The sequence below is a fragment of the Actinotignum sanguinis genome (assembly GCF_003957255.1).
GTDB lineage: Bacteria > Actinomycetota > Actinomycetes > Actinomycetales > Actinomycetaceae > Actinotignum > Actinotignum sanguinis.
On record NZ_QDIE01000036.1, the window covers coordinates 1 to 18,835 of the forward strand.

The window sequence follows — 18,835 nt, forward strand, 5'->3', positions numbered from 1 at the left end:
TTGCGGGGTATCTCCTTTCGAGGATAGGTAGGAGTTGATTCGAAAGGTACCCGCGATGGTCGCCTTTGTGTATACCGACACGAGGATCACCGCGGGATACAGATACACCACACTAACGGACGCAACCAACAAGAATATTGCTCGGCGAACCGGACTAACCGAAACTACCGTGCGCTCCTATGTTTCCGATATCCTCAACCGCACCGGGTGCGCAACGCGCGCTGAACTAGGGATCACCGCTATCAAAGCTGGAATCACAGGTTGACGGAAGGATCAGCAGTGCGGGTAGGCCAACCGTCAAACGCTGCCATCCACACGCCTATAAATCCCGGTAAACATACCGACGATTATCGGTAGCCCAGAAGTATCCTCGCGCGGTTAACTGATATCACCTCTCAACGCAGAGCCGCACCCGTTTTCTCAAGGTGCACCCCATAACCCGTTGAGGGTACATGACCGAAACTAATAGATATGGAACCGCTCATGAGTGACAAGATTAAAGCCCATCTAGCGGATATTTGCGCCGGATTGCTCGCCTTGCTTGTGGCTTTCTTGGCCAAAGACACCGGCTGGAATGTACATAACGGCTTGACGTGGTTCGCGGTCTTCGCTGCCGTGTATGTTGCGCTACGGCTGTCCTTCATGCTTCCCAGAATTATCAAGGGTGTTCGTCAAGCAAAAGATGACTAGCTGTACTGTTCCGGGAGATTAGCTAAGCGGGCAAACGCAGCATACCAGCACCACCTACCCCGACATATCAACCAGCCGCCCGTTCTCCATGCGCACCACCCGGTCGGCAACGGTCACGGCTTCGGCGTCATTATGGGTAACGTAGACCGCCGTCGTCCCGGCCTTTTGCAGCACCCGGCGCAGGAATACCGCCAGGTCCTCCCGCAGGCGAGTATCGAGGGCGGACAGCGGTTCGTCCAGGAGCAGCACCCGCGGGCGCGCCGCCAGGGAACGCGCCAGAGCCACTCGCTGCGCTTGCCCGCCCGAAAGAGTCGTCACCGCACGCTTGGCATAGCCACTGAGTTCTACCACCTCAAGCCAGCGCTCCACTTCCGCCGCTACCTCGGCACGCGAACGGCCCCGCTCAATCCCGTAGGCAATATTTCCACCCACGCTGCGATTCGGGAAGAGCTGCCCGTCCTGGAACACCATGCCCACCCCACGCCGATGCGTGGGAACCGCCGTCATATCGGCACCGTCAATCAGCACCTGCCCGGATACGGCTTCCAGCCCGGCAATGCCGCGCAGCAGCGAAGATTTCCCGGAGCCAGAAGCCCCCAGAAGCGCAACAGTGGTGCCCGAATCCACGCTAAGATTCACGCCACGCACCGCCTCGAAACCGTCCGGGTAACGCACCGATAGGTTACGAAGTTCTAACACGTAGTTTTCCTTTCTGCCGCGGTAATAACGACGACGCAGCTCCGGCAGGCGCCGCCATCTCACTCAGCGCCATCAACCCTCCGGTGACCGTACCGAGCACCACCGCCCCGGCCATCGCGGTCCCGTAATTATCCGCCCCGGGCCTACCCAGGAGTTGGCCGATAAGCACCGGGAGCGTGGTGGAATCACTGGTGGCCAGGAAAGACGTAGCACCGTACTCTCCCAACGAAATAGCCAGCCCGAAGCCAGCCGCCACCGCGAGCGCGCGGGCAGCCAGCGGCAGATCAATACTTCTCCAGACCCGCCCCGGGCCGGCCCCCAGGGTCGCGGCGGCCTCGCGCAAGCGCGGGTCGATGGCCCGCACCACCGGGAGAATCACCCGGGCCACGAGGGGAAGAGCCACCACGGCCTGCGCTATCGGCACGAGGAACTGCGCGGACGGCACGAGCATGCGGATGGTGAGGAAGAGTCCGAAACCGACCGTCACCGCGGACACCCCGAGAGGCAGCAGCGCCAGCCCTTCGGCGGCCGCGCTCACCGGTCGCGGTGGGGCCCACGGGGAGGCCAGCGCGAAAGCCAAGAGCGCACCGAGGAGCAGGGCGAGAACCGCGGCGCTTAGACCCGTCACCACAGAGTTGCGGAGCGCGTCGGAAGCGGACACCCCCGCGAACCCGGACGAACCGATGAGGTTACGGTAATTCTCCAGCGTCCACGTGCCCGAGCGCTGGAAGGAGCGCAGCACCAGGGTGAGGAGCGGAGCTCCAATCAGGAAAACAACGGTGGCGCCGCTCATAAGCAGTGCTGGAATATCGCTCCGGCTCACCTTGCGGCGGGCGGCAGGGCGCAGCCGCAGCGCCGCCGAAGTGCGGCGGGTGGCCCGGGCCGCTACCACCGTGGCGAGCCCGACGATGAGCACCTGCAGCAAAGAAAGCACCGCGGCAGCCCGTAAATCAAGGAAGGTGGTGGTCTGCACCCAGATTTCAGTTTCGAGAGTGCCGTAGCCGGGTGCGCCTAAGGTTTGGACGATTCCGAACGACGTCGAACAAAATAAAAAGACAATAGCCGCGCCGGAGGTAATCGCCGGTGCCAATTCCAGGAGAGTAACGGTGCGAAAAGCGCGCCACGGTGAAGCGCCGAGGGTGCGAGCCGCCTCAGCGTGCGGGGGCAGTGCCGCCCACAGCGGCCCCACCGTCCGGGAGATAACCGCGGTATTGAAAAAAACCATGGCCGCGACCACCGCCCACGGGCTGGAATCCCAGCCGAGGAAACCGTACGGGCCGTCCGGGCGCAGCAAGGCCCGGAACGCGGTGCCCACCACCACGGTGGGGAGCACAAAGGGCACCACCACGAAAGCCCGCACCACCCGCACCCCGGGTAGGCGCAGCCGGTAGAGCACATAGGCGAGGGGAAGCCCCAACGCTACCGAGCAAAGGGTGCTGGCCGCCGCCATCCACAGGGTTTGGCCGGCAACTTTCCAGGTGCGCGGGCGGGTGAGCTCGGTGGCGAAACCCGCGGTGTCCATCCCGGCCGGGGTGACGAGCCCGCGCGCGAGCATCGCCACCACCGGCCACAGGAAGAATACCGCGAGGAAAAGAAGCGGAACCGCGAGCGCGAAGGCAACCACCGGGGAGGCTCCGCGCGGGCGCGGGATGCGATATGACCTACTCACATTCCTGCGGTGTCACGCCAGGCACGGATCCATTCGGCGCGCTGCGCACCCACTTCTTTGGCATCCAACTCGATAGGATCCTTGACCCGGGGGGCGTATTGCTGCCAGCTAGCGGGCAGTTCCACATCAGCCACCGGGTAGACGTACATCGACTCCGGAATGGCTTTCTGGACATCCTCGGAGAGCAGGAAATCAATAAATGCCTGGGCGCCTTCTGGGTTTTCTGCACCGCGCAACACCCCGGCGTATTCCACCTGGCGCACGCAGGTGGATTCGATCACGCCGGTGCGCCCGTTTTCAGCGGCCGGGGAGGAGGAATAAGAAACTACCAGCGGATAGTTCCCCTTTCCTTCCGAGCCGGAGAAATCGGTGTAGTAGGCATCCGTCCACGAGCCGGAAATGCGAGTACCGGCCCCTAAAAGCTGAGTCCATAGCTGGGAGAGGCCGTCCGTTCCGCCGGCAACGTGCGCGGTTGCAGCTAGGAAAGCCAGCCCGGGTGATGACAGTGCCGGATTTTCCACCGCGAGCAGCGCCGCGTATTCGGGGCGGGAAAGATCGGCAAAACTCAGGGGCGGAACCATATTTTTCTGGGTGAACCACTCGCGGTCGTAATTAACACAGACCTCACCCTGATCGATGGGGTTGAGTTTCCCTTCCAGAGCGGTCACCCCCGCGGGAAGCTTCGGGGAGGAATAATCGGCGATAGTATTGCCATCCAACGCCTGGTAGGCGGTGTAGGTATCCACCCCGAACACCATATCCGCGCCGGGTTTACCATCCACCAGCACCAATTGGTTAACAACCTGGCCGGTATCCCCGGGTGCCGATTTGACGATGGTGTACCCGGATTCTTTCTCGAAGCGGGCGATGAGTTCATCGGGTAGGTTGAAGGATTCGTGACTGACCACCCGTACTGTGGTGGGGTGATCGCTCGCTGCCGGCGAGGCGGCGTCGTCGTTCTTCGAGCATCCGGCCAGGGCCAGTGCCGCAACCATCGCGACGGCCACAAGTGCGCGGGTGCCCTGCTTATTTTTCTGGACCATGCATCCTCCTCAGGATATAAGGAGGGTCTCCGCGAGCGCGGAGGAGAGATCTCGACTCCCTTCGCCGGTACTAACCGGATCAGGTTCGAGGGTCTGCGTACCGCGTGCCGGCCGCACTCTCAGCGCTGTTGCGCTCCCCTGTCGTGCAGTCCAGTCTAGTACGGAGGTCCCGTATTTTCACGTATTTTCACGCTCGCGGCCCGTGTTGCGCCGGCCGGTAACACCGCTCACATCTTAGGCCCGGCCCGGGGCGACTCTTAGGCCTGGGCGCGCACCTGCGAATCGATCACTTCGCCCTTGCCGTACCATTTGGCGGCCTGGCGCTGGGTGAGCTGGGAAACGGCCGCGGCCACCCCCGCCGAGACAACCGCGAAAATAACCGCGTCTACGAGCGGCGCATTCGGATCCTCCGAATCGGGGATCTCCCGCCCGGAAATGCCTTTCCACACCACGTCCACGATTTTATTGGCGACGATCCCCGAGAGCACCCCAACGCCCGCGCTCACAACTTTCCAACCGATATCCACAGCGTCCCTTTCTTCGCGCGGCGCCGCCCGCCTGGAAACCCGGCGCCGCCTCCGATATTTAATGCGTGGGGGTGCTCCCCCGCGCAGAATTCTTTTCCTGTCCAGAACTATTATGACTCAGCCCACGCCCGAAGCGCAGGTCCTCGCGCAATTCGTCCACGACCATGGCATCCGAATCGATACGCCCGGTGCGGTAGCCGGCCCGCGAAAGCATATGCGCAGAAATGGGCGAGGTAATGAGCTGGCAGCCGATAACGAGGAGCAGCGTCCACGTCATCGACGGGTCACGCACCAGGCAGGCGGCGCCCAGGCAGCCCATAATGAGGGAGAGGACCTGCGGTTTTGTGGCCACGTGCAGGCGCGTCATGAGGTCCGGGTAGCGGAACATCCCGATGGCGGCCACGAAGGTGAGGGTGGCACTGGCCAGCATAAGCGCGGCACCGATAATATCCCAGGGGTTCACGGCTGGGCTCCTTCCTGCGTGCCCGCGGCGTCCGCGCGCGGAAGGTTCGCGGTATCCGATTGGGTGCGAGCTGTGGGCGGCTCGCGATCCGGATCGTGAGCGGGGCTTTCGTCTTCTTCTTCGTCGGTTGTTTCGCGTTCGTTCGCCTTCGCGAGGCGCCGCATTTCCTTCGGGTCGTTTTGGTCCACGGGCCGAATAAAACGCGCCACGGCCACGGATCCGAGAAAACCGACAATAGCGACGACGACGAAAACCGCGAGCAAATCGGCTCTTCGAGTCACTGCCGCGAGGAGGCAGAGCGCCCCCACCATAATCGAGGTGATCACATCGAGCGCTCCCACTCGGTCGAGGACCGTGGGGCCTTTGACAATACGAACCGTCACCAGCAGCGCCGAGATAGCCAGAAGCACCCCGCAGATAACCATCACGATAATCACCGTTCACCTCCGGAGCTATCGGGAGCGAAGGGAACGGGCAGGCGCCCGGCCTTGGGACTGGAACCTGGCACGAAGCCGGCCTGCACCAGCTCACTGCGCGAGGCAAAAGCACGCAGCACCCGTTCCTCCAAATCGAGCACCGATTGGTGCGCGGCGCTCACTCCCCCGGCCATGCCCACATCGAACACATGCACGTACAGGGTGCCCGAAGCGGCATCGGTATCGATAACGAGCGAGCCGGGCACCAGCGTGGACATCCCGGCGGTAATCGCCAGGTAGGCATCAGAGTGGGAGCGCAGCCGCACGCGGATCACCGCACCGCGCGGAGTAGCGCGCCGCAGGATAAACCAGGCTTGCTGCCAGGAGGCGTGCACGAGGTCGCGTACGAAAATCGCGACGAGGCGGATCACTCCCCAGATGCGGAAACGCCCGTCGAAGGAGGCGGTGGGGAACGGCGCCAGTTCGGTGACGAGGAGCGCGAGGGAAAAACCGGCCACGATATTGGCGGCGCTGACCTGCCCCCAGAGCAGCACCCACACGATGGTCAGCCACATCAGCACCCCCAGGGAGGCGCTCGGGAAACGACCTTCGCGCCGGGTGACCAGGCGGATTGCTTCGCTATCGCGACTCATTGCTCACCTCCGGAAACTGTGGGAACGGGCGTGGGAACCGCCGCGGGCGTGGGCGTAGGTGTGTTGAACGACGGCGCACCAGCCGGCACCGGCGCACCAGCCGGCAGCGACGTCGCTGGCGTGGGGCTCGGGGAACGCAGCAGGCGCGGGCTTTCCTGCGGTGCGGGAGTGTGGGTGAAGGTGCCGGTATCCGGGGTGGAATCTTCGTGGGGTACCACGGTTTCTTCATCCACTTCCGGGGAAATCCCGGTACCGCGATCCCAATCGGGAAGCACCGCGCTGATATAGGGGGTGCGGGCTTCCAGCTCGGCAGCTGCGCCGTCGGTAAAAGAACGCAACGGCGCGGCCGCAAAAGTAATACCGAGCATCACCGCGATGAGTCCGGAGGCGGAGATCACCATGCCGCTCGGGTAGGTGGTGGAGGGCAGTTCCGCCGGGGCTTCCTGCCAGAAAGCCATATTCCAGGCACGGATCACGGCGTAGAGAGTAAGGAGTGAGGTAACCAGGCCGGCCGCTATCAGCACCCAGTCAATCGCGGTGCCGCGCGCAGCGCTCGCTTCCAGCAAGCCCACTTTGCCAAGGAAACCGGAGAGCGGCGGAATACCGCCCAGGGAAAGCGCGGGGAGGAAATACAACACCGCAACCATGGGGGCCGCGCGCATAATGGAGCCGAGCCGCACGAGCGACGTCGTTCCTGCCACCCAGCCAATCAGGCCCACCACCAAAAACAGCGCGGTCTGCACCACGATATGGTGCACGGCGTAGAAAATTGTGGAGGAGAGTCCCGCTTCGGTGGAGATAGCGATGCCCCAGATAAGGTAGCCGATATGGCTCACCAGGGTGAAGGAGAGCAGGCGCTTAATGTTTTCCTGCGCGATCGCGCCGAGGATACCGATGAGCATGGTGGCCACCGCGAAGCCGGCGAGGATATCGTCCAGGCGCCCGCCCGGGAAGAGCAGCACCTGGGTGCGGATAATCGCGTAGACACCCACTTTGGTGAGCAGGCCCGCAAAAACGGCAGTGACCGGGCCGGAGGCGGTGGGATAAGAGTCGGGCAGCCAGGCGGCCAGCGGGAAGATCGCGGCTTTGAGGCCGAAGGCCACGAGGAACAGGATCTGGAGGACCATGCGCATTCCCGGATCTACCTGCGGGAGTTTCACGGCGAGGTCGGCCAGATTGACGCTACCTACCGCGGCATAGGTGAGGCCGAGCGCGGTGAGGAAGATGAGGGAGGAAACCATCGAGACGATCACGTAGACCGAGCCGGAGCGCATGCGTTCGGCCGTGCCACCCATGGTGAGGAGCACGAAAGACGCGGCCAGGAGAATCTCAAAGCCCACGTACATATTGAAAAGATCGCCGGTGAGGAAAGCATCGGATACCCCGGCGGAAAGAATCATGAAAGCCGGGTAATACACCGAGGTGGGGGCACCGCGTTCCCCGTCGGCCACGCCCTGGAATACCGAGTACACCAGCACGATGAGGGTCACCGTGACCGAGGTGGTGAGCATGATGGTGGAGAGCCTGTCGGCCACCAGGGAAATACCCACGGGTGCCGCCCAGTTCCCCACGTCCAGGGTGATGGGGCCGCGCGCGGAAACGAAGAGCAGAATCACCGCGACCACGAGGACGATGGAAAGCATCCCTACCGCGGTCCAGGCTTGCACGCGGCGCCGGCGCGGAACCGCCAGGAGCACTCCGGCGGCCAGCAGGGGCAGCACAATGGGAACGGGAAGTAGCCAGGAAATCATCGCCGCGTACCTCCCGCGTTTCCGCCGCGTCCACTATTCCGCGGTTTTCCGCCGTTCGCGAGCGAGCCGTCCACGCCGTGAGTGGCATTCGGGTTAGCGACGTAGCGGTGCCGGCGGCGCTGCGGATGCTTGCGGTTCCAGCGGCCCAAACGCCCGAAGCGCGGGGCCGGGGTATCGGTTTCGTCGCGGAATTCCGCGGAGGTTTCCTGCAAGTCTGTTCCCACTTCGGATCGCTGGCTGCTTTCTTCCAGTTGTTGGCGAACGGCGACGGCGCGATCCTCGACGTCGTCGCGCACTTCGTCATCATCGCGCAGCTGCCAGGTGCGATAGGCCATGGCCAGCAGGAAGCCGGTGGTGGCCAGGGTAATAACGATCGCGGTGAGCATCATGGCCATGACCAGCGGGTCCGCCCACAGATCCGGCGAACCGTTACCGATAAAGGGTGGATTGCCGGTGCGGCCACCCGCGATAAGGAAAAGAATATTGACGCCGTTGGAGAGGCAGCCCAGCCCGAGAATCACCCGGGACAGGGAGCGCTCCAAAATAAGATAGACCCCTACGGCAACGAAAACCCCGCACATGAGGATGAGAGCGAGAGATACGCTCATTCTTGCTCTCCTTCCGTTGCCGCATCGCGTTGTTCGGCAGCCAGAGCCAGGCGCTCGGCTTCTTGTTTCGGGGAAGCGCGTTCGCTGAGCTCCGCCTGGGATTCCATTTCTTCACGCAGGTTCTGGCGGGCGTCATGGGAAGGTTCGATGCGAATATCAGCATCCCAGACGCCTTCTTCGATCTCTCCGTGCCGGTCAATCTCCCCGCCGAGGGAGCGCAGAATTTCGGCTACCAAGCCAACAACCGCGATATAGACGCCGGTGTCAAAAATGAGCGCCGTCGTAAAATGAACGTCCCCAAAAATCGGAAGCACCATATCGATTTTCGCGGTTTGTAGCGGGTTACCGCCCAACATAATGGGGGCGAGCGAGGAGAGGGTAGCCAAGCCCAGCCCGGTTCCCAGTAGGTGTGCGGGAAGGATGGGGAGGGTGGCGCCCAGTTCGAAACGGCCGCCGGCCAGGTAGCGCAATGTCAGCGCGATGCCGGCCAGCAGCCCGCCGGCGAAACCTCCGCCCGGCATATTGTGCCCGGCGAAAAGGAAGAAGAGCGAAATAATGAGGATGGTATGGAAAACCAGGCGGGTGCCGATTTGCAACATAATCGGGCGGGAAGCCACCCCGGGGCGGTTCGCGGAGGCGAGCCAGGCGCGGTTACGCCCCGAACGTTTCGCTTCTTCTTCGGCGCGCAGCGAGTTGCGCACATATGCCACCGGGTCGTCACCGAGGCGGTGCAAGCGTTGCGCCCGTTCGCTTTTCGCGCCCAGGATATTGCGCAGCCGGTCCGTGCCGCCGAGGCGGTCGCGCACGAAGAGGAGAGAGGCAATGCCGACGGCGCACACCACCAGCACGGAGGTCTCCCCCAGGGTGTCCCACGCCCGGATATCCACGAGGGTCACATTGACGATATTGCGCCCGTACCCGAAACGGAAACCTTCATCCGCGAAAAGTTCTGAAATAGGCGCGTGGGTGCGCACCCCGGCCGCCAGGTACGCCAGTCCCGCGAAAAGCACCCCCATGATGGCCGCGAAAACAATGCGGAAACGCTGGGTTCCTTTGGTGCGCCGGGATGAGAAGTAGGAAGGCAGGCGCCGCAGCACCAGCACGAAGACCACGAGGGTGAGAGTTTCGGAGAGTACCTGGGTGAGCGCGAGGTCCGGTGCCCCGTACATCTCGTAGGTGAGGGCGACGGCGTAGCCGCCAATTCCCATGAGGATCACCGCTTTGAGGCGGTGGCGGGAGGCCGCGGCGAGCAATACCCCGAGGCATCCGACAATAGCCACCGCGGCCTGCGCCCAACTATCGAAGAGTCGCGGCACCACCAGGGTGCCCACCGGGTTGGTGAGCAGGGCGATTCCCACGGTCATGAGCAAGAACCAGAAAATGGTGAGGAGGTAGGTGGGAAGCGAACCGGATTGGGTGCGGGCGGTGACGGTCATGGAGAAACGTTCGGTGCCCGAAACAATGCGTTGGTAGGCTTCCTCGGCGCTGAGCCGGATGGCGTGGCGCTGGGTGAAGGCGGAGATGCGGTGGCGCTGCCAGAAGAGGAGACATCCGGCCGTGAGGATGGCGAGGGTCACCAGGAAGGGGCCGTTGAAGCCGGACCAGAGGTGCAGGTGGCCCTGGTAGGGGGCAAGTACCGGGTATTGGGCCAGGTACTGCTCTAGGAAGGTGCTGATGGGCGCGGTTGCGAGCCCGGCCACCAGGCCCGCCGTCGCCAGAATTCCCACCGGCCAGATCATCACTGCGGAAACGTCGCGCACCTCGGTATCTTCCACGCGCGGTTTGCGCATGAAAGCGCCCCACCAGAAACGCAGGCCGTAGGCCACCGTGAGCGCTGAACCCACCGCAATGAGTACCAGCACCGCAATATCGGTGGCGCTGCCGCCCCATAGCGCACCGAGGGCGCCTTCTTTCGCCACGAAGGCGGCGAAGGGCGGGAAACCCATCATCGAGGCATCCGCCATCCCGGCGAAGGTGGCGACCGCGGGCATATTGCGGCCCACGTTCGATAGTTCACGCAGGTCACGGGTGCCGGTACACACGTCCACGATGCCCACGGAGAGGAAAAGCGCGGATTTGAAGAGGGAGTGGGCCAGCAGCAGCATGAGCCCGGCCAGCAGCATTGCCGAATCCCCGTAGCCGACGAAGAGAATAATGAGCCCGAGCTGGGAGACCGTGCCGAAGGCGGTGACCAGCTTGATATCGGTTTGTTTGAGGGCCCGGTAGCCACCCAGCAGCACCGTGTAGGAGGCGAGGATAATCACCATCCAGTGCCAGGCGGGATTATGCGCGAAACCGGGGGCCAGGCGCGCCACCAGGTACACCCCGGCTTTGACCATCGCCGCGGCGTGCAGGTAAGCGGAGACCGGTGTGGGTGCGGCCATCGCGGCCGGCAGCCAGAAATGGAAGGGCACGAGGGCGGATTTGGAGAAAGCCCCGATAAGCACAAGTACGACGGCGCTTGTTAGCAGCGCGGAATTCCCCGGCGAAAGTGTTGCTTCGTGGGAAGCCACCACGAGTTCGTGCAGCGAGAAGGATCCCCCGGGCATGACGCCCAGCATGGTGATCCCGCCCAGCATGGCCAGCCCGCCCGCCGTTGTCACAATGATGGCCTGGAACGCCGCGCGCCGCGAGGACTGGCGGTCGGAATAGTGGCCGATGAGGAGGAACGAAAAGACGGTGGTGAGTTCCCAGTAAATGTAGAGGGCGATGGTGTTATCCGTGGTGACCAGGCCGAGCATGGCGCCGGCAAAAGCCACGAAAATCGCGCCGAAACGGCCCAGGTAGGAGGCATCGCGTTTGAAATACCGCGCCGAATAGAAAAGCACGGCCGCGCCGACCCCGGTGGCGATGAGGGCGAGGAGGAGGCCGAGGGCATCCATGCGGATATCGAGATCCATGCCCAGCTGGGGCACCCAGGTGAGCGAATGCTGGTAGATATCACCGCGGAGGATGCGGGGAATGAGAGTGAGGAGCCACAGGAAAGTACCGGCCGGGATCAGGGCAAGGATCGCGAAGCCGAATCGGCCGCGCTGCATAACGAGCGGTGCACACAGCGCCCCCACCACAAATAGCAGGAGCACATATGCCACGGCAGCCTCCGTCCCTTCGAGCTTTGCGATGCACGCTGCGGGTGCTGCGTGCTGAGCATGCGCCGCTAAGCTCCTCCGCGGTGAACCGGGCACGATGCACCTGGTAGGTGCGGGCACCGGATTTTTAGGCGGTGGAGCTCATTGTTAACGCATGGAACATCACTACAGTAGCGAAAATATGCGGGAGTGTCCCGCGTTTCCGCTCTCGATGAGACCGCGCGGCCGGCGCTTGCCTTGGGAGCGCGAGGCTTGCTAAGGCCCGAGTTTAGTTACCGGCTTCCGGGTAGTGGGTTACATCGATACGGTGGAAATTGAGGTGGGAGCGCGAGGCCGTGGGGCCGCGCTGGCCCTGGTAGCGTGAGCCGCTCGCTCCGGCTCCGTAGGGGTTGGTGGCCGCCGAGGAGAGCTGGAAGAAGCAGAACTGGCCTACTTTCATGCCCGGGTAGAGCTTGATCGGCATCGTTGCCGTATTGGAAAGCTCAAGGGTTACGTGCCCCGAGAAGCCCGGGTCGATGAATCCGGCGGTGGAATGGGTGAGGAGTCCTAGGCGCCCGAGGGAGGATTTCCCTTCCAGCCGGGCTGCGACGTCGTTCCCCAAGGTGACCTGCTCAAAAGTGGAGCCGAGCACGAATTCTCCCGGGTGGAGCACGAATTCGCCGTCGGCCGGGACTTCTACCAGGCGGGTGAGGTCGGATTGGTCCGCGGCCGGGTCAATGACCGGGTATTTGTGGTTATCGAAAAGTCGGAAGAAGCGGTCGAGGTGAATATCGATGGAGGAAGGCTGCACCATTGCCGGATCCCAGGGGTGCAGGGCGATGCGGCCCTCGCTCACGGAACGCAAAATATCAACATCGGAAAGTAACACGCCTAGATTCTGACACGCCCGCGCGGGTGGGCGCTACCCGCGCGGCGGTATATGGAGTAATTTGAGCAATTCGGGCGCGCTTTGCGCTGGCGGGGATGGCACGCTAGGATAAACACCTAGTGATTCTTTCGCGCCTGCGGTTCGGCCGCTTGCGTGAGGTTTCACCGCTCTTGCGGGCGTAGTTCATCGGTAGAATGGCAGCTTCCCAAGCTGCAGAGGCGGGTTCGATTCCCGTCGCCCGCTCCACTTTAGGCTTGCCACTCACCGACGAAACAGCTCGTCATGAGATCCAGTTCGTTTTCCAGTCTGCAAGGTTCCATTGCCGTTTGGTGGCTTTCTTTTTGAGGTCTCTGCTGAATGCCGGAGTGAACTTCGCCTGTAGGCGCCTCTCATGCCAAGGCCGCTTCAATGAGGTCGCGGCCAGTCGCATAGCTTTTACCTCTGCCCGCGGCAATCATTTTCTGAGTCTCATGAATAGCTCGAAAGCTCTCCTCGTTTGGACGCTTGTAATCGAAAGACAAAGGAATCGAGTTAGTGTTCACCATTTCAGTGAAAAACGCTCGCACAACGGACAATAGATCTAGCCCGTAGGATTCCACGACACTTGCCGCCCCATCAAGCCGCCACGAAACACAAATGTTCAACGCCGCCTATAGCGATACTCATTACCGGTACCAAACGAGAATTGCGGTTTAGAATCGAAGTGTCAGCACTACCACCCACATCCAAGGAGGGATGACGGTGACTAAAGAATTTGCAGAATCCGCCAAGCTCAATAAGACCACAGAGCCAGACGATGCCGAACTCGCGAAGGCCTCGGCCGCGCTCATAAGAAAAAATGCGCGCGTGTACGAGGAACTGGCGAAGTGAAGTACCTAAGCAAGCGGCAGATCACCCCAATCCACCACTCCACCCTACTTTCCCTACTTGGGGTATGCTGTGTGCATAGTCTGTTTCACTGATTAGAACCCTAAGGAGGGATTAGCATGAGCACGGTTTTTGTTGAATCAGCGAAAGTAATGGCAAAAGGGCAGGTAACAGTTCCCAAATCGGTGCGCAATCGGCTGGGCGTTGATAGCGGCGACAGACTTGTCTTCGTCGTTGACGACGACGAAGTACGTGTCGTCAACTCTGCACGCTACGCAATGTCTGTATTGCAAGCTGGCTTAGAGGGTGAGGCCGAACGTTTAGGACTCGACACTGAGGAAGCTGTTAACGCCCTAGTTGCTGACATTAGAAGTGAGTAGTCAAGATGCTGGTTTTCATTGATACCAACATTTTGATCTCAGCCGCGCTCAATCCTGGATCCGCTCCAGCACGAGCATTCACCAAGGCTGTCTCACTCCCCAATCGAGCTGTCATCTGCGAACAAAATATCGAAGAATTGCGCCGGGTCTTCAGAGTTAAATTTCCCGGCAAAATGCATCTCCTTGATGCTTTCTTACGTACCGCAGAATTAGCATTGACAGTTGTCGACATCCCCACGTCCGCAACTGCTACGGAGACAGGAATTCGAGACCCGTCGGATCGCCCGATACTGCGCGCCGCAATCGCCTGCGGAGCTCACGTCTTTGTAACTGGAGACAAGGACTTCCTAGAGGCGATGGTAGCCACACCAAGAATCGTCACTGCAAGAACGTTTATCGAGATGTAGCTTCCACACATAGTGGTTCGATGCTACGACCAGGCTGCATATAGAAGCGCATACTTTCCGCACCTAAGCAGAGAAAGGAGGCGCCTCAACACCCACAGCCTGCGCACTTTGGAGCAGCTCTTTCCATGAGTCGACTAGCAGCTGCGAATAGCTCACTCGTCTTATATTTACATCAATCGTTCAGCCCGCTGTGACCGTTGCAGACGAGCTGGATTTCTTTCCACTCAGGCCGCGTCCAAGCTTTATCACCACAACCCCAACCGCTAAAATTCATCGGTGCCCGTGCACTGCGGGCCCGCGCCGCACGGTGTCGGCGTCAGTCACGCCAAGCGCGGCTACAGTTCGAAAACGAGCAGGCAAGGGACAAGCGCATGAATGAGGAGAAGGCCATCGGAACTGAGCGGGCGCGCGGGAAGCGGCGTGGCTGGCTGCCGCTATCCGAAACTCTCTCGCTTATTTCGGTTGTCATCGCGGTGGCCGTGCTCGGCTTGAATATCTATGACCGCCACGAGGCGATCAAAGCCGAACAGTTCTCCCAGGCTAACCAGGCTTTCGTCCAAAACAAGATCACCGCGGAGGAACACCGCACCGACACCGGGAAAATCGGCCGGCAGATCACTTCGAGTTTCCATAATGCCTCCCCCAACCCGGTTTTTGACCTCACGCTCGCATTGCCGGCGCCCCTTGACGGGCTCAAAGTTTCAGCCGATCACTATCACGAATTCCGGCAAACCTCGGCCGGTTACGAAATCACTTTCCCTACGCTCCCGCCGAAAGAAAAAGCCGAGTACGTTGATACCTACGGTGACAGCCTTTTCGGCGACCGACCCCCACTCACCGTCATTAACGAAAGCTTCCGCTTCTGTTTCACGGATGTCAACGGCCAACGCTGGCTCGCTGATCATCGTGGGGCCCAGCGCATTTCTTCAACAACGCAGTGCATTCCCGATAAGAACGACGACGCCGCCTAGCCCGCTACCAGCACACTTGGCTACGGGAGACTAACCTGCACGGTTGGCTACGCAGCGACTCCGGGCGAGTCCTCTATTTTAAGCGTGTACATCGTTGCAAACACAGTAAAAGACAGCACCAGAAGCGCGATCAGGCATACACCAGCCAGGGGCAACAAAACCATTCGATCACTTGAGTTCACCACGAAAGGCAGTACTGCTACGGCAGTGAAAAGCACGATGAGCCCAATAATGGCACCCTTGTTAAGGCGATAGCTGAGATAGATCTCATCCCCCTCGGCAACCGACAGAGTCACGGGATTGCTCTTGAGGGGAACGAGAGTTCTCACTTGCACCACGCAGGCGCCGTCGTCCACCTCAAAAACGTTATCGCGTTCAGGAAGCAGTATCTCCGGGCGTTTCTTTCCGTTGACGCTCAAATAATGGCGGCCCCTGTCATCGAAGAAGGACCACCGCCTTCTCACATGCAGCTGTGCCATGATCCGCACCTCCTTGTGCCTACATAACGGTGTTACGCATAATTTTATCGGATTTATTCCGCGCGGCGTTCAATTTATTTGGTTCCACTATGGCTGGCAGCGCTCTTCCCCTCTAGGATGGTGGGAGAATCAGAGAGGAGGCCACATGCGCGATATCGCGCCGTATTCGCAACGCAAACATTACGAACTGCCATCTTCCCTGGACACACTTCGTGGCCCCGGCATGGGCGGCACCCTCTACCTCGACCATTCGATCATCTGGGCACCAGATTCTCAAACGATCCGCCTTAAAAGTGACGGCCTCGTAAAGCGCGGCTATACCACATTAATCAACGAAGGAACCACCGAGCAGCAGGAACGCTGGCTAAATCGGGAACTCCTCATGCGCGTCTGGCCCACACTCAGTTTGCCGTGGCGCGTCTACGCCATGTGGGAATCAAAATTCCCGGAACTGCCAGAGAATCGGATCTTCCATGGAAAATCTCGACTTTCAGCGTAAGCTCACACCAGAGAACATGCACGATTAACCGCATAAAAAATCCACGGCGGCCCCGCTTACCTATTCCGTAGCATCCGGAACATCGGGAGCCGCACCACTGCCACTACTCACCACCGCACACCACCTCGTCGCGCCCATCTCCACCTTAATACGACGGCACAAAATTCCCCCACCGCGACCTGGTCATACGTCACAAGAAATCGGTTTTCAACCCTCTGACCTGCGGATTAGAATAGCGATAACAATTCTCTATTCAAATCGATGTTACATTCACTGTTCAACGATTGGGAAATAAGGAAGGGATCTCGTGACCTCTTTTCGTAAGATAGCGGGTGCCACTCTCGCGGCAACCCTTATATTCTTCGGCGGCACTCCCGCGCTCGCCGATCCAGCTTCCCCTGCGGGAGCTTCCAGCTCCGAACAAGCTAACTCAGCAAAGTTCGGCGGCGCCATCGCCAAAAACTTCTTCCTGGTCGATGGTCTGACCGAGGCAGAGGTTATCAAATCGGTCAAGGCTCAGCTCACCAAGAACAACCTCAACCCGGACGAATACGATTTCACGGTAAAGAACCTCAAGGATGCCAACGCAAACTCGTACGGCCCGAAGCGCAAAGATCGCGTTAAGGACGTTCCGGTTATCGTGGCTAAGAAGGGGACTCCGGACACCTTTGAAACCTACAATGTCAAGGTTTTCTACTACGCCCCGCCCTTCGCGTTCCGGGAGGAAAGCCCGGATCCCAAAAAGGGTGCAACCCTGAACCACAGCCTCCACAATAAAGACAAGGTAACCGTTGAGGATCCGAATGGCTACACCCTGTCCGGGACGCAGCAGACGGAGATCATCGACGCTTTCCTGAAGAATAACCCCGCTCTCGGTCTCACCCGCGACCAGCTTGCCGTGGATAATCAGGGCCAGCTGACTATCACGAACAAGGCCGGCGAAGATGCCTTTAGCGTCGTCGTTCCTAGCAGCGAATCGGTAAGCGTTATCGGAAAAGTTCCGAATATCCTGGTCTTCCTGGATCCTGCCACAAACGCAGATCAGAAGAAACAGAAGTCCACGCCTGTCCCTCCGGTAACCGTCACTCTCAAAACCGATGACTACAGCAAGGGAAAGCTGTGGGGAACTAATGCCCCTGGGCAGGGTGAGGACTGGCCGGCCGCAAAACAGCTCACAGGTTTTGACCTCAAGTTAGCCGGCAATACCGCCGTCATCTCCGGCCAGTATGACGCCGGGCAGTCAAATAATATTGGCGGTAAGCGCGCAATCGGAATCCGCACCGATGCCTCTGGCGACAAGCGTTACACCCAATCTTTCTCCAACCTGTTCAAGGTGCGCGTCATCCCGCTGAAACAAGACACGCTTATCCGTAGCTTGGATACCGATGACCCCTTCACTCCCGATGATGTGAAGGGCCTTATCGGCGTCGATTACGGCAAGCTCAACCCGCTCAAGTACGGTGACGATGGCAACCTTTCCAGGAAGGACGTCCACGACGAGGTCAAGGGTAAAATCACCAAGAACATCGTGGTGGATAATATGAACCACGATCCTGGGACCCAGACGTTCACCGGCACGCTCACAACTGACCTGGGTGCAGTTTCCCCGAAGCTGACCGCTACCATCATTTACTACACGTCTAAGATTTCCGAGACGGTAGTCACCGATCCGAACAACCTGACTCCCGGCGAACAGGAAATCATCGCAAAGAAGGTCAAGGAGCTCAATCAGCTCACGGACACGGATAAAGTAACCGTGGATAAGCAAGGTAATGTCACCATTGCTTACAACCGCAATGGCAAGGACCTCGGCACCAAGACCTTCAAGGCGCCAGTCGTCACTCCTACATACCCGGATTCGAACGGAAAGTCCGGTTCCACGGTTGAGGTTCCGATCTCTACACCAGAAGGCTTCACTTTCCCGGACGGTTCTACGTTTAAGGTCGACGGCGATGCTCCTGCGGGGCTCACCGTCGGCAATGACGGCAAGATTACCTACCAGATCCCCGAGGATAAGGAGACTGGCGATGTGACTGGCACTGTGCTCGTGACGATCCCCGGTCAGCCCGATCCGGTGAAGGTTCCCTTCAAGATCGCTGTTACCAAGCCGAAGATGGCCGAGAAGATCACCCTCAAGGATCCCGACATCACCGGTGTTGTTGACCTCAATAAACTAACGCCCGAGGAAAAGACCAAGGTTGGCGACGCCATCAAGGCTAAGAACCCTGACCTGCCCAAGGACGCCGAGATTACCGTTTCCGACAATGGCACCGCAACGGTGACCTACAAGGATGGATCATCAACCACCTTCACTCCGGACAAGACGGTTCGTCAGCTCAAGGACAACGAGAAGACCAAGATCAACGACCCCGACCTCACAGGAGTTGTTGATGTCAATAAGCTGACCGATCCCGAACGCGAACAGGTCAAGAAGGCCGTCGAGAAGAAGAATCCTGATCTTCCGAAGGACACCACGATCACCGTCTCCGATAATGGCACCGTGACCGTGACCTTCCCGGATAACTCCACGACCACGATCACTCCCGACAAGACCGTCCGCAAGCTCAAGGACAACGAGAAGACCAAGATCAACGACCCCGAGGTAACCGGTGTTGTGGATCCGAACAACCTCACCGATCCGGAACGCGACCAGGTCAAGGATAAGGTCAAGAAGGCCAACCCGGATCTGCCGGAGAACACCGAAGTGACTGTCGGCAAGGACGGAACCGTAACCGTCACCTTCCCCGACGGCTCCG

At 60.2% G+C, this 18,835-nt stretch carries 21 protein-coding genes, 1 tRNA gene and 1 riboswitch; of the genes, 9 read left to right on the plus strand and 13 right to left on the minus strand.

The genetic code is table 11. From position 1 onward, the window contains the following. Positions 1-55: 55 nt before the first annotated feature. Positions 56-265 carry a LuxR C-terminal-related transcriptional regulator gene (locus DDD64_RS07770; protein ID WP_126135805.1) on the plus strand — a complete coding sequence of 70 codons (210 nt, stop codon included), beginning with the start codon at positions 56-58 and terminating at the stop codon, positions 263-265. Positions 266-483: 218 nt separating this feature from the next. Then, positions 484-690 (plus strand): hypothetical protein, encoded by a 207-nt coding sequence (locus DDD64_RS07775; RefSeq protein ID WP_126135806.1) that lies wholly within the window; start codon positions 484-486, stop codon positions 688-690. 54 nt (positions 691-744) lie between these two features. Here the strand turns inward: DDD64_RS07775 and DDD64_RS07780 are convergent, their stop codons facing one another. The 11 genes from DDD64_RS07780 to dcd all read right to left on the minus strand — a co-directional run bounded on the left by DDD64_RS07780 (position 745) and on the right by dcd (position 12,476). After that, entirely contained in the window at positions 745-1,389 is a 645-nt protein-coding gene (locus DDD64_RS07780; RefSeq protein WP_126135807.1) for an ABC transporter ATP-binding protein, read from the minus strand. Continuing rightward, entirely contained in the window at positions 1,373-3,058 is a 1,686-nt protein-coding gene (locus DDD64_RS07785) for an ABC transporter permease (RefSeq protein ID WP_241227632.1), read from the minus strand. Before DDD64_RS07785 ends, DDD64_RS07780 begins: the two co-directional genes overlap by 17 nt. Next, complete coding sequence (locus DDD64_RS07790; protein WP_126135808.1) at positions 3,055-4,101, minus strand: thiamine ABC transporter substrate-binding protein; 1,047 nt, start codon at positions 4,099-4,101, stop codon at positions 3,055-3,057. The genes DDD64_RS07785 and DDD64_RS07790 overlap by 4 nt, the downstream gene beginning before the upstream one ends. A 39-nt stretch (positions 4,102-4,140) precedes the next feature. After that, positions 4,141-4,251: riboswitch (TPP riboswitch) on the minus strand. Positions 4,252-4,358: 107 nt separating this feature from the next. Then, on the minus strand, positions 4,359-4,628 hold the full coding sequence (locus DDD64_RS07795; RefSeq protein ID WP_126135809.1) for a DUF4235 domain-containing protein: 270 nt from the start codon (positions 4,626-4,628) through the stop codon (positions 4,359-4,361). 58 nt (positions 4,629-4,686) lie between these two features. Further along, positions 4,687-5,091 (minus strand): monovalent cation/H(+) antiporter subunit G, encoded by a 405-nt coding sequence (gene mnhG / locus DDD64_RS07800; RefSeq protein ID WP_126135810.1) that lies wholly within the window; start codon positions 5,089-5,091, stop codon positions 4,687-4,689. Further along, entirely contained in the window at positions 5,088-5,528 is a 441-nt protein-coding gene (locus tag DDD64_RS07805; RefSeq protein ID WP_206435410.1) for an MrpF/PhaF family protein, read from the minus strand. Before DDD64_RS07805 ends, mnhG begins: the two co-directional genes overlap by 4 nt. Beyond that, a complete protein-coding gene (locus DDD64_RS07810; RefSeq protein ID WP_126135811.1) occupies positions 5,525-6,160 on the minus strand; it encodes a Na+/H+ antiporter subunit E in 636 nt (211 codons plus the stop codon). The genes DDD64_RS07805 and DDD64_RS07810 overlap by 4 nt, the downstream gene beginning before the upstream one ends. After that, positions 6,157-7,911, minus strand: coding sequence for a Na+/H+ antiporter subunit D (locus DDD64_RS07815; RefSeq protein WP_126135812.1), 1,755 nt, complete (start codon positions 7,909-7,911; stop codon positions 6,157-6,159). The genes DDD64_RS07810 and DDD64_RS07815 overlap by 4 nt, the downstream gene beginning before the upstream one ends. Next, positions 7,908-8,519: a Na(+)/H(+) antiporter subunit C gene (locus DDD64_RS07820; protein WP_126135813.1), complete on the minus strand. Its 612-nt coding sequence runs from the start codon at positions 8,517-8,519 to the stop codon at positions 7,908-7,910. The genes DDD64_RS07815 and DDD64_RS07820 overlap by 4 nt, the downstream gene beginning before the upstream one ends. Continuing rightward, a complete protein-coding gene (locus tag DDD64_RS07825; RefSeq protein ID WP_241227633.1) occupies positions 8,516-11,611 on the minus strand; it encodes a Na+/H+ antiporter subunit A in 3,096 nt (1,031 codons plus the stop codon). Before DDD64_RS07825 ends, DDD64_RS07820 begins: the two co-directional genes overlap by 4 nt. Before the next feature lie 265 nt (positions 11,612-11,876). Continuing rightward, positions 11,877-12,476 (minus strand): dCTP deaminase, encoded by a 600-nt coding sequence (gene dcd / locus DDD64_RS07830; RefSeq protein WP_126135814.1) that lies wholly within the window; start codon positions 12,474-12,476, stop codon positions 11,877-11,879. A 172-nt stretch (positions 12,477-12,648) separates the two neighbouring features. Here dcd and DDD64_RS07835 point away from each other — a divergent pair. After that, positions 12,649-12,722 (plus strand) — tRNA-Gly (locus tag DDD64_RS07835). Positions 12,723-12,865: 143 nt separating this feature from the next. Here the strand turns inward: DDD64_RS07835 and DDD64_RS07840 are convergent. Continuing rightward, the gene (locus tag DDD64_RS07840) at positions 12,866-13,075 is read right to left on the minus strand and encodes a type II toxin-antitoxin system RelB/DinJ family antitoxin (protein ID WP_276330034.1); all 210 of its coding nucleotides are present in this window, start codon (positions 13,073-13,075) and stop codon (positions 12,866-12,868) included. Between the two features lie 142 nt (positions 13,076-13,217). On the opposite strand from DDD64_RS07840, the gene DDD64_RS09120 reads away from it, so the two are divergent. The 4 genes from DDD64_RS09120 (at position 13,218) to DDD64_RS07860 (ending at position 15,101) form a co-directional block, all read left to right on the plus strand. Then, positions 13,218-13,346 (plus strand): hypothetical protein, encoded by a 129-nt coding sequence (locus tag DDD64_RS09120; RefSeq protein WP_276330033.1) that lies wholly within the window; start codon positions 13,218-13,220, stop codon positions 13,344-13,346. 116 nt (positions 13,347-13,462) lie between these two features. Beyond that, positions 13,463-13,723, plus strand: coding sequence for an AbrB/MazE/SpoVT family DNA-binding domain-containing protein (locus DDD64_RS07850; RefSeq protein WP_126135816.1), 261 nt, complete (start codon positions 13,463-13,465; stop codon positions 13,721-13,723). Between the two features lie 5 nt (positions 13,724-13,728). Next, complete coding sequence (locus tag DDD64_RS07855) at positions 13,729-14,130, plus strand: putative toxin-antitoxin system toxin component, PIN family (protein WP_126135817.1); 402 nt, start codon at positions 13,729-13,731, stop codon at positions 14,128-14,130. 371 nt (positions 14,131-14,501) lie between these two features. Beyond that, the gene (locus DDD64_RS07860) at positions 14,502-15,101 is read left to right on the plus strand and encodes a hypothetical protein (RefSeq protein WP_126135818.1); all 600 of its coding nucleotides are present in this window, start codon (positions 14,502-14,504) and stop codon (positions 15,099-15,101) included. A 47-nt stretch (positions 15,102-15,148) separates the two neighbouring features. On the opposite strand, the gene DDD64_RS07865 is transcribed toward DDD64_RS07860, so the two are convergent. After that, complete coding sequence (locus DDD64_RS07865) at positions 15,149-15,580, minus strand: hypothetical protein (protein WP_126135819.1); 432 nt, start codon at positions 15,578-15,580, stop codon at positions 15,149-15,151. 145 nt (positions 15,581-15,725) lie between these two features. On the opposite strand from DDD64_RS07865, the gene DDD64_RS07870 reads away from it, so the two are divergent. Both DDD64_RS07870 and DDD64_RS07875 read left to right on the plus strand, forming a co-directional pair. Beyond that, complete coding sequence (locus DDD64_RS07870) at positions 15,726-16,079, plus strand: transcriptional regulator (RefSeq protein WP_126135820.1); 354 nt, start codon at positions 15,726-15,728, stop codon at positions 16,077-16,079. Between the two features lie 307 nt (positions 16,080-16,386). Continuing rightward, on the plus strand, positions 16,387-18,835 hold a 2,449-nt coding region (locus DDD64_RS07875; protein WP_206435411.1), incomplete at its 3' end, for a MiiA motif-containing surface protein.